General features: G+C 60.7%; 17 protein-coding genes. 16 read left to right on the forward strand and 1 reads right to left on the reverse strand.

The window, feature by feature from the left end; all coding sequences use genetic code 11:
* The first annotated feature begins 490 nt into the window (after positions 1 to 490).
* From ACR0CR_RS07335 to ACR0CR_RS07410, 16 genes are all read left to right on the forward strand, one after another.
* Positions 491 to 1651 (forward strand): phage portal protein, encoded by a 1161-nt coding sequence (locus tag ACR0CR_RS07335; RefSeq protein ID WP_480597925.1) that lies wholly within the window; start codon positions 491 to 493, stop codon positions 1649 to 1651.
* On the forward strand, positions 1644 to 1862 hold the full coding sequence (locus ACR0CR_RS07340) for a GTA head formation protein, RCAP_rcc01685 family (protein ID WP_480597926.1): 219 nt from the start codon (positions 1644 to 1646) through the stop codon (positions 1860 to 1862). Before ACR0CR_RS07335 ends, ACR0CR_RS07340 begins: the two co-directional genes overlap by 8 nt.
* A gap of 14 nt (positions 1863 to 1876) precedes the next feature.
* The gene (locus tag ACR0CR_RS07345) at positions 1877 to 2434 is read left to right on the forward strand and encodes an HK97 family phage prohead protease (RefSeq protein ID WP_480598241.1); all 558 of its coding nucleotides are present in this window, start codon (positions 1877 to 1879) and stop codon (positions 2432 to 2434) included.
* 35 nt (positions 2435 to 2469) lie between these two features.
* A complete protein-coding gene (locus tag ACR0CR_RS07350) occupies positions 2470 to 3648 on the forward strand; it encodes a phage major capsid protein (protein ID WP_170488935.1) in 1179 nt (392 codons plus the stop codon).
* A gap of 172 nt (positions 3649 to 3820) precedes the next feature.
* Positions 3821 to 4420, forward strand: coding sequence for a head-tail connector protein (locus ACR0CR_RS07355; protein WP_480597927.1), 600 nt, complete (start codon positions 3821 to 3823; stop codon positions 4418 to 4420).
* Positions 4417 to 4755: a phage head closure protein gene (locus tag ACR0CR_RS07360; protein WP_480597928.1), complete on the forward strand. Its 339-nt coding sequence runs from the start codon at positions 4417 to 4419 to the stop codon at positions 4753 to 4755. The genes ACR0CR_RS07355 and ACR0CR_RS07360 overlap by 4 nt, the downstream gene beginning before the upstream one ends.
* Positions 4752 to 5165, forward strand: coding sequence for a DUF3168 domain-containing protein (locus ACR0CR_RS07365; protein WP_170458824.1), 414 nt, complete (start codon positions 4752 to 4754; stop codon positions 5163 to 5165). Before ACR0CR_RS07360 ends, ACR0CR_RS07365 begins: the two co-directional genes overlap by 4 nt.
* 20 nt (positions 5166 to 5185) lie before the next feature.
* The gene (locus ACR0CR_RS07370) at positions 5186 to 5599 is read left to right on the forward strand and encodes a phage major tail protein, TP901-1 family (protein WP_170374021.1); all 414 of its coding nucleotides are present in this window, start codon (positions 5186 to 5188) and stop codon (positions 5597 to 5599) included.
* Positions 5599 to 5916, forward strand: a complete 318-nt coding sequence (locus ACR0CR_RS07375; RefSeq protein WP_480597929.1) for a gene transfer agent family protein — start codon at positions 5599 to 5601, stop codon at positions 5914 to 5916. The genes ACR0CR_RS07370 and ACR0CR_RS07375 overlap by 1 nt, the downstream gene beginning before the upstream one ends.
* A complete protein-coding gene (locus tag ACR0CR_RS07380) occupies positions 5913 to 6125 on the forward strand; it encodes a rcc01693 family protein (RefSeq protein ID WP_480597930.1) in 213 nt (70 codons plus the stop codon). The genes ACR0CR_RS07375 and ACR0CR_RS07380 overlap by 4 nt, the downstream gene beginning before the upstream one ends.
* The gene (locus tag ACR0CR_RS07385) at positions 6109 to 6774 is read left to right on the forward strand and encodes a phage tail tape measure protein (protein ID WP_480597931.1); all 666 of its coding nucleotides are present in this window, start codon (positions 6109 to 6111) and stop codon (positions 6772 to 6774) included. Before ACR0CR_RS07380 ends, ACR0CR_RS07385 begins: the two co-directional genes overlap by 17 nt.
* Positions 6775 to 6786: 12 nt before the next feature.
* Entirely contained in the window at positions 6787 to 7419 is a 633-nt protein-coding gene (locus ACR0CR_RS07390) for a phage distal tail protein, Rcc01695 family (RefSeq protein ID WP_480597932.1), read from the forward strand.
* Positions 7419 to 8303, forward strand: coding sequence for a DUF2163 domain-containing protein (locus ACR0CR_RS07395; RefSeq protein ID WP_480597933.1), 885 nt, complete (start codon positions 7419 to 7421; stop codon positions 8301 to 8303). Before ACR0CR_RS07390 ends, ACR0CR_RS07395 begins: the two co-directional genes overlap by 1 nt.
* Entirely contained in the window at positions 8300 to 8740 is a 441-nt protein-coding gene (locus ACR0CR_RS07400) for an NlpC/P60 family protein (RefSeq protein WP_480597934.1), read from the forward strand. Before ACR0CR_RS07395 ends, ACR0CR_RS07400 begins: the two co-directional genes overlap by 4 nt.
* Entirely contained in the window at positions 8740 to 12708 is a 3969-nt protein-coding gene (locus ACR0CR_RS07405) for a baseplate multidomain protein megatron (protein WP_480597935.1), read from the forward strand. The genes ACR0CR_RS07400 and ACR0CR_RS07405 overlap by 1 nt, the downstream gene beginning before the upstream one ends.
* Before the next feature lie 8 nt (positions 12709 to 12716).
* Positions 12717 to 13013 (forward strand): DUF7742 family protein, encoded by a 297-nt coding sequence (locus tag ACR0CR_RS07410; protein WP_480597936.1) that lies wholly within the window; start codon positions 12717 to 12719, stop codon positions 13011 to 13013.
* Here ACR0CR_RS07410 and ACR0CR_RS07415 read toward each other — a convergent pair.
* The gene (locus ACR0CR_RS07415; protein ID WP_480597937.1) at positions 12994 to 13332 is read right to left on the reverse strand and encodes a TraR/DksA family transcriptional regulator; all 339 of its coding nucleotides are present in this window, start codon (positions 13330 to 13332) and stop codon (positions 12994 to 12996) included. The two genes, ACR0CR_RS07410 and ACR0CR_RS07415, sit on opposite strands and share 20 nt — an antisense overlap.
* Positions 13333 to 13408 lie beyond the last annotated feature (76 nt).

The following is a 13408-nucleotide window of genomic DNA, read 5'->3' on the forward strand; positions in this document are numbered from 1 at the left end:
CAGACCTGGTGTCTCGAAAATGATAGATAGGCTACAACTTTTGAGCGAAACCGAACCTTCTTTGCCGACAACTTTCGTCAGCTCGCTGTTGAGGTGGTCTGCCGAGGATGATCTCAAATCCAATAAAAAAGCCACCACAGCGACGACAGCGCAGCAGGTTAGTAATAATAGTCTTATCAAAGTACTTTTTTCATAGTTTTACAACTCGATTTGCCGTCCCAACGATTTGTCGAGCAGAACAATCTGAAGGTGTATTGAAAACCTCTAAACAGCCCGCCGAAGTTTAACAACAGCTACCTTTGACGAAGTCGCTGCAACTAAATGCATTGTTCGCAAAGAAGAATGCGATCTCGTAGGCAAAACTAATTGCACCAAAGGGTCGAGATCGTTGTTGCCCAACCTCCGTACGCCCTATTCCCAAGCCCTAAACTTCTTTCCGTCATAACTCCTTTCAACAAGCCGGGCAGAGCGGCGGCAGAAAGGAGCACAGATGGTATTCGATTTCTTGCGTCGTGGATCGGCAGGCGAAGCGCCCGAGGCGAAGGCGAGCGCGGCGGGGCCTGTGGTGGCTTGGCAGACGGGTGGGCGCGTGGCGTGGAGCCCTCGGGATGCGGTGTCGCTGACGCGGACGGGGTTTTCGGGGAACCCGGTGGGGTTTCGATGCGTCAAACTGATTGCCGAGGCGGCGGCGGCTTTGCCGTTGGTTTTGCAGGATCAGGCGCAGAGGTTTGATACTCATCCGATCCTGTCGCTGATGCGTCGCCCGAATGCGGCGCAGGGGCGGGCGGAGTTGATGGAGGCCTTGTTTGGGCAGTTGCTGCTGTCGGGCAATGCCTATGTTGAGGCTGTTCAGGCCGACGAGGGGCTACCGGTTGAGCTGCATGTGTTGCGTTCGGACCGGATGAGCGTGGTGCCAGGAGCGGATGGCTGGCCCAGGGCATATGATTACGCGGTGGGTGGCAAGAAGCACCGGTTTGCGGCGGAAAACATTTGCCATATCAAGTCGTTCCATCCGCAGGACGATCACTATGGGTTCTCGCCCATGCAGGCGGCGGCGATGGCGATTGATGTCCATAACAGCGCGTCGCGGTGGTCGAAATCTCTGTTGGATAACGCGGCACGACCTTCGGGGGCGCTGGTGTGGAAGGGCGATGGCCATGGGGTGATGGCCGAGGATCAGTTCCGGCGTCTTTCGGACGAGATCGAGCAGAACTATCGCGGGGCGCGGAATGCAGGCCGACCGATGGTTCTTGAAGGCGGGCTGGATTGGAAGCCGATGGGCTTCTCGCCGTCCGATATGGAGTTTCAAAAGACCAAGGAAGCCGCCGCCCGCGAGATCGCGCTGGCCTTTGGGGTCCCGCCGATGCTGCTGGGGATCCAAGGCGACGCGACCTATTCGAACTACCAGGAGGCCAACCGGGCGTTTTATCGCCTGACCGTGCTGCCTCTGGTGACGCGGGTGGCGGCGGCGGTGTCGGAATGGTTGGCAGGGTTCTCGGGTGAGGATCTGGTGCTGAAGCCCGATCTGGATCAGGTGCCCGCGCTGTCCGCCGAACGGGATGCGCAATGGGCACGGGTGAGCGGGGCTGAGTTCCTGACGGATGCCGAAAAACGGGCGTTGCTGGGGCTACCGGAGCGTGCGGATGTCTGAGGGGTATCCTCCGTTCGAATGCGCGCCGGGTCTACGCCTGGCTGCGCATGAGCGGGTGACTGAGATCCAGCACGCGCATCTGTGCAGGCGGTTGGATCAGATCGAAGAGATGATGGAGCGGCTGGAGCGCCGATTGTGGCTGACGGTCTATGGCGTGGTCGCGGTGATCCTGGCGCAGGCGTTTCAATCCATCTTGGTGGTAACGCCATGAGTTCAGTAAGTTACATGGAGAAGTTCATGGATTTAGAGCATAAATTTGCCCGGTTCGGAGACGGGTTGTCCGTCACCGACGACGCTGTGATCGAAGGCTATGCCAGCCTATTCGGACAGGTCGATCAGGGCAGCGATGTAGTGCAGCGCGGGGCGTATCGCGGCTCGCTCGACGGGCTGGCAAAGGCTGGTCAGCGGGTCAAGATGCTGTGGCAGCATGATCCGGCGCAACCCATCGGCGTTTGGGACGAGGTGCGTGAGGACGACCGGGGCCTGTGGGTCAAGGGGCGTCTGCTGGAGGCCACGCAAAAAGGCCGTGAGGCTGCGGAGTTGATCCGGGCGGGCGCTATGGACGGCCTCTCGATTGGCTATCGCACCAAGCGGGCCGTGAAGAATGACAAGGGCCAGCGGGTCCTGACGGAACTGGAGCTGTGGGAGGTGTCTTTGGTGACCTTTCCGATGCTGCCCAGTGCGCGGGTGGCGGCGAAGGGTTTTGAACCCGACGTTGAAAACACCTGGCGCAGTATTGCCGAGGTGTTCAGCGACGCCCGGCAGGAGCTGGCGCGGATCTAGCGCGCCTCAAATCCACCCCGAAAAAGGAAGTGCTGATGAGCAAGACCGAAACCCCGGCCTTGACCGGAGAGGGTGCGCCCCTGGTTCAGGAGGTGAAGCAGGCGATGGCTGGCTTCGTGAATGAATTCAAGGGCCTCAAGGCTGAAGTTAAAACCCAACTGCAACAGACAGAAGAGCGACTGACTATGCTGGATCGTAAATCAACCATCGCGGCGCGCCCGCATCTTGCGGCCTCGATTGAGGACGGCGCACCACATCAGAAGGCCTTCGACGCCTATGTGCGTTCGGGCGAGGATGATGGGCTGCGCGGGCTGGAGATGGAGTCGAAATCTCTGTCGAGCGCGGTGAACAGCGATGGCGGTTATCTGGTTGATCCGCAGACCGCCGAGACGATCAAATCGGTCCTGAACTCGACCGCTTCGATCCGGTCGATTGCGTCCGTGGTGAATGTTGAGGCGAACTCGTTCGACGTTCTGATCGACCACACCGATGTGGGTGCAGGCTGGGCGGATGAGGCCTCGGCCACCACCGAGACCGCGACGCCGTCCATCGACCGCATCTCGATCCCGCTGCACGAGTTGAGCGCGCTGCCGAAAGCGTCGCAGCGTCTGCTGGATGACAGTGCCTTTGATGTCGAGGGCTGGCTGGCAGGTCGCATCGCCGACAAATTCGCCCGCGCCGAGGCGGCTGCGTTTATCGGTGGTGACGGGGCGGACAAGCCGAAGGGTATTCTGGACCACCCGGCTGTCGACAATGACGTCTGGGCCTGGGGCAATCTGGGCTACGTTGCGACCGGCACGGCGGGTGGCGTCGATGCGGACGCGATTGTGGATGTGGTCTATGCGCTGGGCGCGCAGTACCGCGTGAACGGCACCTTCGTTATGAACTCGAAAACCGCCGGTCTGATCCGCAAGCTGAAGGATAGCGATGGCCGCTTCTTGTGGTCGGATGGTCTGGCCGCAGGTGAGCCTGCGCGCCTGATGGGCTATCCCGTGCTGATTGCCGAGGACATGCCGGACGCGGCGACCGACAGCTTCTCGATTGCCTTTGGCGATTTCCAGGCAGGTTACACCATTGCCGAACGTCCCGATCTGCGCGTGTTGCGCGATCCGTTCAGCGCCAAACCGCATGTTCTGTTCTACGCAACCAAGCGCGTTGGCGGCGACGTAAGCGACTTTGCTGCGATCAAGCTGGTGAAATTCGGCACCGCCTAAAGCGGGCTGAATCCGGGGGGCCTTAGGGCCCTTCGGGCGGCGGGCGCGGGCCGGGGTGAGATCCCCCGCGTTGTCTAGCTGCTCCCCTCCGTCCGAGCAACGTGGGGCGGCGCGTGCCTGCCAATTTCTGAAGTTACGGCCCCGGAGGGGTCCGAGATTGCGGAGTGTATGGATGATGTTGATCGAAGAAACCGCCATCGCGGATGCGGCGCTGCCGGTGGATCAGTTCAAGGCGCATCTGCGGCTGGGCACGGGGTTCGCCGAAGACAATGTGCAGGACGAAGTGTTGAAGGGTTTTCTGCGCGCGGCCCTTGCGGCGATTGAGGCGCGGACCGGCAAGGTGCTGATCGAACGGGAGTTTTCGTGGAGCCTGAATGGCTGGCGCGATCCGGCGGGTGAGGTGCTGCCGGTGGCCCCGGTGGTCTCGGTTGGTCCGGTGACGCTGAGCGGTGCGGCGGGGGGCGCGACTGTGGTGGATGCAGCGGTGTATCGGCTGGAAGGCGATATGCAGCGCCCCAGGTTGCGTCCCTCTGGATCATTTTTGCCAAGGGTGCCGACCGGTGGGTCGGTGAAGATTGGTTTCACCGCGGGGATGGCTGCGGATTGGGGTGGGTTGCCCTCTGATCTGGGGCAGGCGGTGCTTCTGTTGGCGGCGCATTACTATGAATATCGCGACGAAACAGCCTTGGGCGCTGGGTGTATGCCCTTCGGTGTGACCAGCCTGATCCAACGCTATCGCACGGTGCGCTTTGGCGCGGGGGTGATGCAATGAGTACGCCGCGGCTGAACCGCAAGCTGGTGCTGGAGGCCCCGACGCGCGTGGCCGATGGCGCAGGGGGCTACACAGTGACATGGGCCGCTTTGGGCGCGCTCTGGGCCGAGGTGACGGCGCGCAGCGGGGCGGAGCGTGCGGTCGGTGGGGCTTCGGTCTCGCGCGTGGGGTATCGGATCGTTGTGCGTGGCGCGCCTGAGGGGTCGAGCATGCGGCCCGCTCCGGACCAGCGGTTCCGCGAAGGGGCCCGCCGGTTCGTGATCCGCGCAGTCGCCGAGCGGGATCCGCGCGGTCAGTACCTGACCTGTTTTGCAGATGAAGAGGTGGCGGCATGAGCTATGGCGTTTCAGCCGCTTTGCAGGCGGCGGTGTTTCAACAGCTGTCAGGCGACGCGCAGGTCAGCACGCTGTCGGGCGGCGCGATCTATGACGCGGTGCCTGCGGGAACCATGCCGCAGACTTACGTGACTTTGGGCCCGGAAGAGGTGCGAGAGGCCTCGGACCGCGCAAACGCAGGGGCTGTGCATCGCTTCACGGTCTCGGTGGTGTCCGAGGCAGCGGGCTTTGGCGCGGCCAAGACGCTGGCCGGTGCGGTGTGTGACGCGCTGGAAGGTGCTGCGCTGAGTTTGGACCGGGGCCATCTGGTGGGGCTGTGGTTCGAACGGGCCAGCGCCCGACGCACGGGAACTGGCGGCGCGATCCGCCAGATCGACCTGAGATTCCGCGCCCGCGTGGAAGACGACTAAGCAATCAACGGAGAGAGCATATGGCTGCCCAGAACGGAAAAGACCTGTTGGTCAAAGTGGATATGAACGGCACGGGCCTGTTCGAGACCATCGCGGGCCTGCGCGCCACGCGGATCAGTTTCAACGCGGAAAGTGTGGATGTCACCAGCCTGGAAAGCCAGGGCGGGTGGCGCGAGCTACTGTCGGGGGCGGGGGTCAAGTCGGCCTCGATCTCTGGCTCGGGTGTGTTCAAGGATGAAGGCACGGATGAACGCGCGCGTCAGTTGTTTTTTGACGGTGAGACGCCCGGTTTTCAGGTGATCATCCCTGATTTCGGCATCGTCGAAGGCCCGTTTCAGGTCAGCAGCATCGAATATGCAGGCTCGCACAACGGTGAGGCGACCTATGAGATGAGCATGGCAAGCGCCGGTGCGCTGAGCTTCACGGCGCTCTGATGGCCAATCCGTGGACGGGCGAGGTGGCTTTGACCATCGATGGGGAGCAGCGGGTGCTCAAGCTGACATTGGGTGCCTTGGCGGAATTGGAACAGGAACTGGGGGCCAGATCTCTGGTCGAATTGGTGCAACGCTTTGAAGGCGGTGCGTATTCCAGCCGTGACGTGCTGGCGCTGTTGGTCGCCGGTCTACGCGGCGGCGGTGCACCGGTCACCCGCGATGACTTGCTGCATGCCGAAATCGCAGGTGGGCCGATGGCGGGCGCCAAAGCGGCGGCCGAATTGCTGGCGCGCGCCTTCATGGTGCCGGAACAGTGAGCGGGTTCGACTGGCCCGCGCTGATGCGGGCCGGGATCCTCGGCCTGCGTCTGACACCGGATCAATTCTGGCGTCTGACCCCGGCTGAGTTGCGGCTGATGCTGGGGCAGGGCGCGGGATTGCCGGCGATGAACCGGGCGGGGCTGGACGCCTTGCTGGCGGCCTACCCGGACAAGACACAAGGAGAGCGTGATGACGACGGATCGTGACGGATTGGATGATCTGCAGGAACAGGGCGAGGCGCTGGGCGACTCGCTTGGGGATGCCGCGTCGATGGCGGCGGCGTTTGACGGGCAGATGAAACGCATCAAAGCCGCGTTCGAGGAAACCGGCAAGGACGTGGCCACGCTAGAGCGCGGCATGTCCGGAGGTCTGCGCAAGGCGTTTGATGGCGTGGTGCTGGACGGGATGAACCTGTCGGATGCGCTGGAGCTATTGAAAAACTCGATGATCCGCACGGCCTATTCGGCGGCGATCAAGCCGGTGACGGATCATTTCGGTGGGATGCTGGCCAACGGTATCGGTGGTCTGGTTCAGGGCATTTTACCTTTCGCCAATGGCGGAAGCTTTAGCCAGGGTCGGGTGATGCCTTTTGCCAATGGTGGAGTGGTCAGCGGCCCGACCATGTTCCCGATGCGCGGCGGCACCGGGCTGATGGGTGAGGCTGGACCCGAGGCGATTATGCCGCTGGCACGCGGCGCAGACGGAAAGCTGGGCGTCCGAACTCAGGGCGGCGGTCGCTCGGTCAATGTGGTGATGAATATCTCAACACCCGATGTTCAGGGATTCCGCCGCAGCCAGAGTCAGATCGCTGCACAGATGAGCCGCGCCTTGGGTCGCGGCAATCGCAACAGATAAGGGGAGCGGGTCATGAATTTCCACGAGGTGAGATTTCCTGCCAGCCTGAGTTTCGGCTCGGTCGGCGGACCGGAACGGCGCACGGATATCGTGACGCTGGCCAATGGGTTTGAGGAACGCAATACGCCCTGGGCGCATTCGCGCAGGAGGTACGACGCAGGGCTGGGGATGCGGTCTTTGGACGATATCGAGACATTGATTTCCTTTTTTGAGGCGCGTCGCGGGCAGATGTTCGGATTCCGCTGGAAGGACTGGTCAGACTACAAATCGGGTGCAGCGACCGCCGACGTGGACAAGGGCGATCAAGTCATCGCACGTGGAGATGGCGAACGTACCCAGTTTCAATTGATCAAAACCTACAGCTCAGGTGGGTTTGACTATGTACGCCCGATCGAGAAACCGGTTCTGGGCACCGTCACGCTTGGACTTGATCAGGATGAGTTACGTGAGGGCGTGGAATTTGAGGTGGATCTTGCGACTGGGGTAATCACTCTGGGCGCTCCACCCGCAGAGATGGTCGAAGTCACTGCCGGATTCGAATTCGATGTCCCGGTGCGATTTGACACCGACAAGATTCAGACCTCGGTCGCCAGTTTTCAGGCGGGCGATGTGCCAAATGTACCGGTCGTTGAGGTGCGGATATAATGGGCGGTGATGTACTAGGGCTGCGGTCCCACCTGCAAAGCGGTTTAACAACGACGTGTCGCTGCTGGGCGATTACGCGCGCCGACGGGCAGACCTTTGGATTTACCGATCACGATATGGAGCTGGAATTCGAAGGGTTGACCTTTAAGGCCAGTACCGGCTTGACCGCAACTGCGATCGAGCAGGCGACCGGGTTGTCGATCGACAACACCGAAGCAATGGGCGCTTTCTCGGACGCCTCTGTGCGCGAAGAAGATATCGACGCTGGCCGTTTCGACGGTGCAGACGTTCGCGCCTGGCTCGTCAACTGGACCGACACCACGCAGCGTGAATTACAGTTTCGCGGGTCGATCGGAGAGCTGCGGCGCTCGGGCGGTGCATTTCACGCAGAGCTGAGAGGGCTGACCGATGTGCTGAACCGTCCATTGGGGCGAATCTACCAGAAACCGTGCACGGCCGTTCTGGGGGACAAGTCCTGCCAGTTCAATGCCGACCTTCCGGGATATTGGGTCGAGGCTGAGATCACCGGGTTGGAAAACGCCGCGCTTCAATTGCAAGGCGGTGACGGGCCGGATCACGCTTGGTTCGAACGTGGACGCCTGGACGTATTGTCCGGCTCTGCAGTGGGGCTTTGGTCCGCTATCAAACAGGACAAGCGCGGAGACAATGGCCGCGAGATCACCCTGTGGTCCAGCATTGGCGGCGGCCTTGCGGTCGGGGATCGGGTCAAGCTGACGGCCGGGTGCGATAAGCGCATGGAGACCTGTCGACTCAAATTCAACAACTTGCTGAACTTTCAGGGATTCCCGGATCTACCAGGTGAGGATTGGGTCATGGCCGTTCCGAAGAAGGGTGGCGCCAACAAAGGTGGGAGCAGACGGTGAACAGGCAAAGGATCGTAGAAGAGACGCGCCACTGGCTTGGCACGCCTTATGTACATCAGGCTTCTGTGCGCGGTGCCGGGGCTGATTGTCTTGGGCTTTTGCGCGGGGTGTGGCGCGCCGTCAAGGGTGATGAGCCGGAGGCTGTGCCTGTCTACAGCATGGACTGGTCCGAACCGCAGGGCGAAGAGCGAATGTGGGCCGCCGCAAAACGGCACCTGATCGAAAAGGGCCCGATGCAATTTGCTCCGGGCGATGTGCTTCTTTTCCGGATGCGCGATCAAGGTGTCGCCAAACATCTGGGCATCGTCAGCGATGCCGGAAAAATACCGCGCTTCATCCACGCATACTCGGGGCACGGCGTTGTCGAAAATGCCCTGAGTGAACCCTGGTTGCGTCGTGTCGTTGCCTGTTTTGAATTCCCGCTGGAGGACAACTGATGGCCACAATTATTCTGTCAGCGGCAGGTGCTGCAATCGGTGGATCGGTCGGCGGCACCGTCGCCGGGTTATCCTCGGCCATCATCGGACGCGCCGTCGGCGCCACCTTGGGCCGAGTCATCGACCAGCGGATCATGGGGCAGTCGGTTCTGGGCAGCGGCAGCGAGGTCGTGGAAACTGGCCGACTGGATCGGTTTCGGTTAACGGAAACCGGAGAGGGCGCGCCGGTCTCGACCGTTTTCGGTCGCATGCGGGTCGGCGGTCAGGTCATCTGGGCCTCAGACTTTCTGGAAACCCGCAGCACATCGACGTCAACGCAATCGACCGGAGGCGGTAAGGGGAAACCCAAGCCTGCCAAGGTCAAGACAACCACTGTCACTTACAGCTATTCGGTGTCTCTGGCGATCTCGGTTGGCGCAGGGGAAATCGCCGACTTGCCGCGTGTCTGGGCCGATGGCGAAGAGATCGAGCGTTCGTCGCTGACCATGCGCGTCTATCACGGGACTCAAGATCAATTGCCTGATCCCTTGATCGAAGCGGTCGAGGGAACGGGCAACGTGCCCGCCTATCGCGGCACAGCATACGTGGTTATCGAAGATTTCCCGCTTGCATCCTATGGCAATCGGGTGCCGCAGTTTTCTTTTGAAGTCGTGCGTCAGGATCAGGAAAACTTGCCGGGTTTTGACGATGCGCTTTCGCAATCCGTCAAGGGTGTCGCCTTGATGCCAGGGACCGGCGAATACGCATTGGCGACGTCTCAGGTCAATTACTGGAAAGGGCGCGGGAAAAGCTGGGCGGCCAACGCGCATTCACGATCGGGGGACACTGATCTGGTAACCTCAGTGCGCGCGCTGCGTCAGGAACTACCGGGATGCGAAGCGACATCTTTGATCGTTTCCTGGTTCGGCGACGATCTCAGATGCGGGTCTTGCGATATCCGCCCGAAGGTCGAACGCAAGAGTGCGGATGGCAAGAACATGCCCTGGAGAGTGTCCGGACTTTCCCGGGCCTCGGCGCAGACAGTTCAATGGCAGGATGATCGGCCTGTGTATGGTGGTACCCCGGCGGATGCCGCCGTGGTACAGGCGATCCGGCATCTGAACAGCAACGGCAAGCGCGTCATGTTCTACCCCTTCATTCTGATGGATCAGATGGAGGGTAACAGCCTTCCTGACCCCTGGTCGGACGCGGACAGCCAACCACATCTGCCATGGCGTGGGCGCATCACCTTGGATACTGCTCCGGGAAAGGCCGGTACGCCGGATCAAACTTCGGAAGCAGATGCTCAGGTGGCTGCATTTTTCGGCAATGCGCGTGTATCTGATTTCTCGATTGGAAATGGATCGGTTGGGTATTCCGGTCCGCAGGACTGGGGCTTGCGCCGTTTCATTTTGCACTACGCCGCACTGTGCAAGGCCGCAGGTGGAGTGGATTCGTTCTGTATCAGTTCGGAAATGCGAGGGCTGACGCAGATCCGCGGGGCTTCTGGCTTCCCAGCAGTAGACGGCCTTCGATCGCTGGCGGCTGACGTGCGGCAAATTCTGGGACCCGACACCCGGATCGGATATGCGGCGGATTGGTCCGAGTATTTTGGGTACCAGCCTCAGGACGGTAGCGGGGATCGGTATTTTCACCTGGACCCGCTCTGGGCTGATAACAACATCGACTTCGTCGGGATCGACAACTATATGCCGCTCTCCGACTGGCGGGAAGGCGACGCGCATCTGGACGCGCAGGCCGGTGTCGGGTCGGTGTATGACCTCGATTACCTGCGCGGCAACGTCGAGGGTGGAGAAGGGTATGACTGGTACTACGCTTCGCCCGAAGAGGCCGAGGCGCAGATCAGAACGCCGATTACAGACACGACCCACAACGAACCATGGGTCTGGCGGTACAAGGATATTCGCAACTGGTGGGCCAACCGCCATCACGAACGGATTGGTGGCCTTCGTCAGGCGCAGTCCACGGATTGGGTGCCGGGCTCCAAACCCATTTGGTTCACGGAACTTGGCTGCGCGGCAATCGACAAAGGCACTAACCAGCCGAACAAGTTTCTGGACCCCAAGTCATCGGAATCGGATTTACCCAAGTACTCCAACGGCATGCGAGACGATTTCATTCAAGTCCAATACCTGAATGCTGTTCTGGGCTATTGGAACGATCCCGCCGCCAATCCGGTCTCGGACATCTACGGTGGCCCGATGGTCGATATGTCCAACGCCTATGTCTGGGCTTGGGATGCGCGGCCATATCCGACATTTCCGAACCTGCGCTCTCAGTGGAGCGATGGGGACAACTACGCACGCGGGCATTGGCTGAACGGGCGGTCGGGATCGCGCACGCTGGCATCCGTGGTGACCGAGATTTGTCACCAGTCGGGGCTGACCGAGATTGATGTGACGGAACTTTATGGCATCGTCAGGGGCTATGCGATCGAGGACGTCATGGACGCGCGTCAGGCACTGCAACCTTTGATGATGCGGTACGGTTTTGATGCGATCGAACGTGACGGTCAACTGGTCTTCCGAACACGCGGGACGCAACGGGCGCAAGACGTCTTGTCCGAACACTTTGCCGAAAGCTCGGATATCGAAGGCCCGGTTGAATACCGCCGCGAAGCCGAGGCCGAGATGACAGGGCGCGTAAGATTGCGTTTTGTCCAGTCGGACGCGGATCACGATTTGGTCGCGGAAGAAGCCGTCCTGCCAGACGATCAAACCCATGCGGTTGCGGTAAACGAGATGCCTTTGTCGATGACACGCGCCGAAGGAAGGCAGACCGTTGAACGGTGGCTTAGCGAATCCCGGATTTCACGCGAAACTGCGCGCTTTGCATTGCCACCATCGATGTCGCATATCGCGGCTGGTGATGTCGTGCGACTTATGGGGACCGAGCCGGGGACAGATGCGCTGTATCGTATTGATCGGTTGGAACAATCTGACCTTCGCTTGGCGGATGCCGTGCGTATCGAGCCCGAGGTCTATGCGGCAGCCGAAGTTGAAGACGACCGTCCGACCGCGCAACCCTTCGCGGCAGCAGTTCCTGTCTATCCAGTTTTTTTGGATCTTCCGCTGATTACTGGGTCCGAAGTGCCCCATGCACCGTATCTGGCGGTCTCGGCTGAACCATGGCCCGGAAGCGTGGCGGTGTATTCCTCGGCTCAGGACGAAGACTATGTGCTCAGCGAAGTGATCGCGGGACAGGCCGTTATCGGGTTTACTGAGACGCCGCTGCGGCGCGCAAGCGCCGGTGTCTGGGACGAGGGCGCGCCGCTCAGGGTTAACTTGATCGACGGTGTTCTGGAATCGCGCCCGCGCGAGGCATTGCTGAACGGCTTCAATCTGGCCGCCATCGGAGATGGGACCCCGGGTAACTGGGAGGTGTTCCAATTCGCGTCCGCCGAACTGCAGGACCCTGGTGTATATGCGCTCAGCGGGCGACTGCGGGGGCAATTGGGCACCGACGCGGTGATGCCGGATGTCTGGCCCGAAGGTTCCGCGTTTGTTTTGTTGGACGAGCGTGTCTATCAGACTGATCTGCTGCGCACCGATCGACGCGTGGCGCGACACTACCGGATTGGCCCTGGAACCCGTGGTTATGAGGATGCGTCTTACATCCACATGGTCGAAGCTTTCGACGGGATCGGATTGCGCCCCTATGCGCCCGCGCATCTCAGGGTCTCACGGTCGGTCAGCGGCGACACCTTCCACTGGATCAGGCGAACACGTTTGGACGGCGATGACTGGAGCGGGCTGGAAGTACCTCTGGGCGAGGAGAGCGAATCCTACTTGATCCGCGTGCGGGCGAACGGTGCGCTTGTGCATGAGGTGGTGACGACGACGCCGGATTGGCAATACTCGCCGGCAATGCAGGCCAGCGACGGCGTGACCGGCCCCTATCAGATTGAAGTGGCGCAGGTTTCAGCGGTCTTCGGAGCCGGTATCAGCGCCACACTAACGGTTGGCTGAGGCGGATCATGCGCCCCATCCTGCACGGCGACGTAAGTGCCGCGGCCAGAGCTCTTTTGGCCGCACCAATTGCAAATCGTGCCCGCTTGTGTGCCCGGCTCATAGCCGAAGCAGAGTTGGCCGATCTTCATGTTGCTGAAACCGGGAAATTGCACCCCGTTTTCGGCAATGGTTCTCTTATGGCGGCGGCGCGTGGCCGTAGACTGGCGAATGAGCCAAGGTTTGACGACATTCAATATTGTCAGTGTTTTGAAATGGTCCTTCAGGCGCTGATCCGCTTTCACATCAGCCGGATGCGCAGCTGACGCACTTGCTTGCGGCGAGGTCCAGTTTCAAACGGCCAGGGGAAATCGCCTCGCCGCAATCATCGCAATAACCATATTCACCATCATCGATGCGGGACAGAGCAACCTCAAGCCGGTGGGCCTCAAGGTTCCGCCGCGTTTGCTGTGCTTTTGCCATGGCCTGATTCTGAAGTGCATCCATCCGGCTCAGGCGTCCTATGGCTTGCTGGTCCAGTTCCACGACCGCCTGCGCATCCTGACCTGAGGCAGACAGGGCCTCAAGCTCTTGCAACCGAAGCAGGATCAAACCCTTGAATTGCTCCAATTCCGTGGCGTTCATTTTTTGTTGCATTCCTCATCAAAGGTTTGCGTTTGGCCTTTTTGCCCCTACTTAGCTATTCTAGGCGCAGCAAAGG

The organism is Ruegeria sp. AM2 (assembly GCF_056540685.1).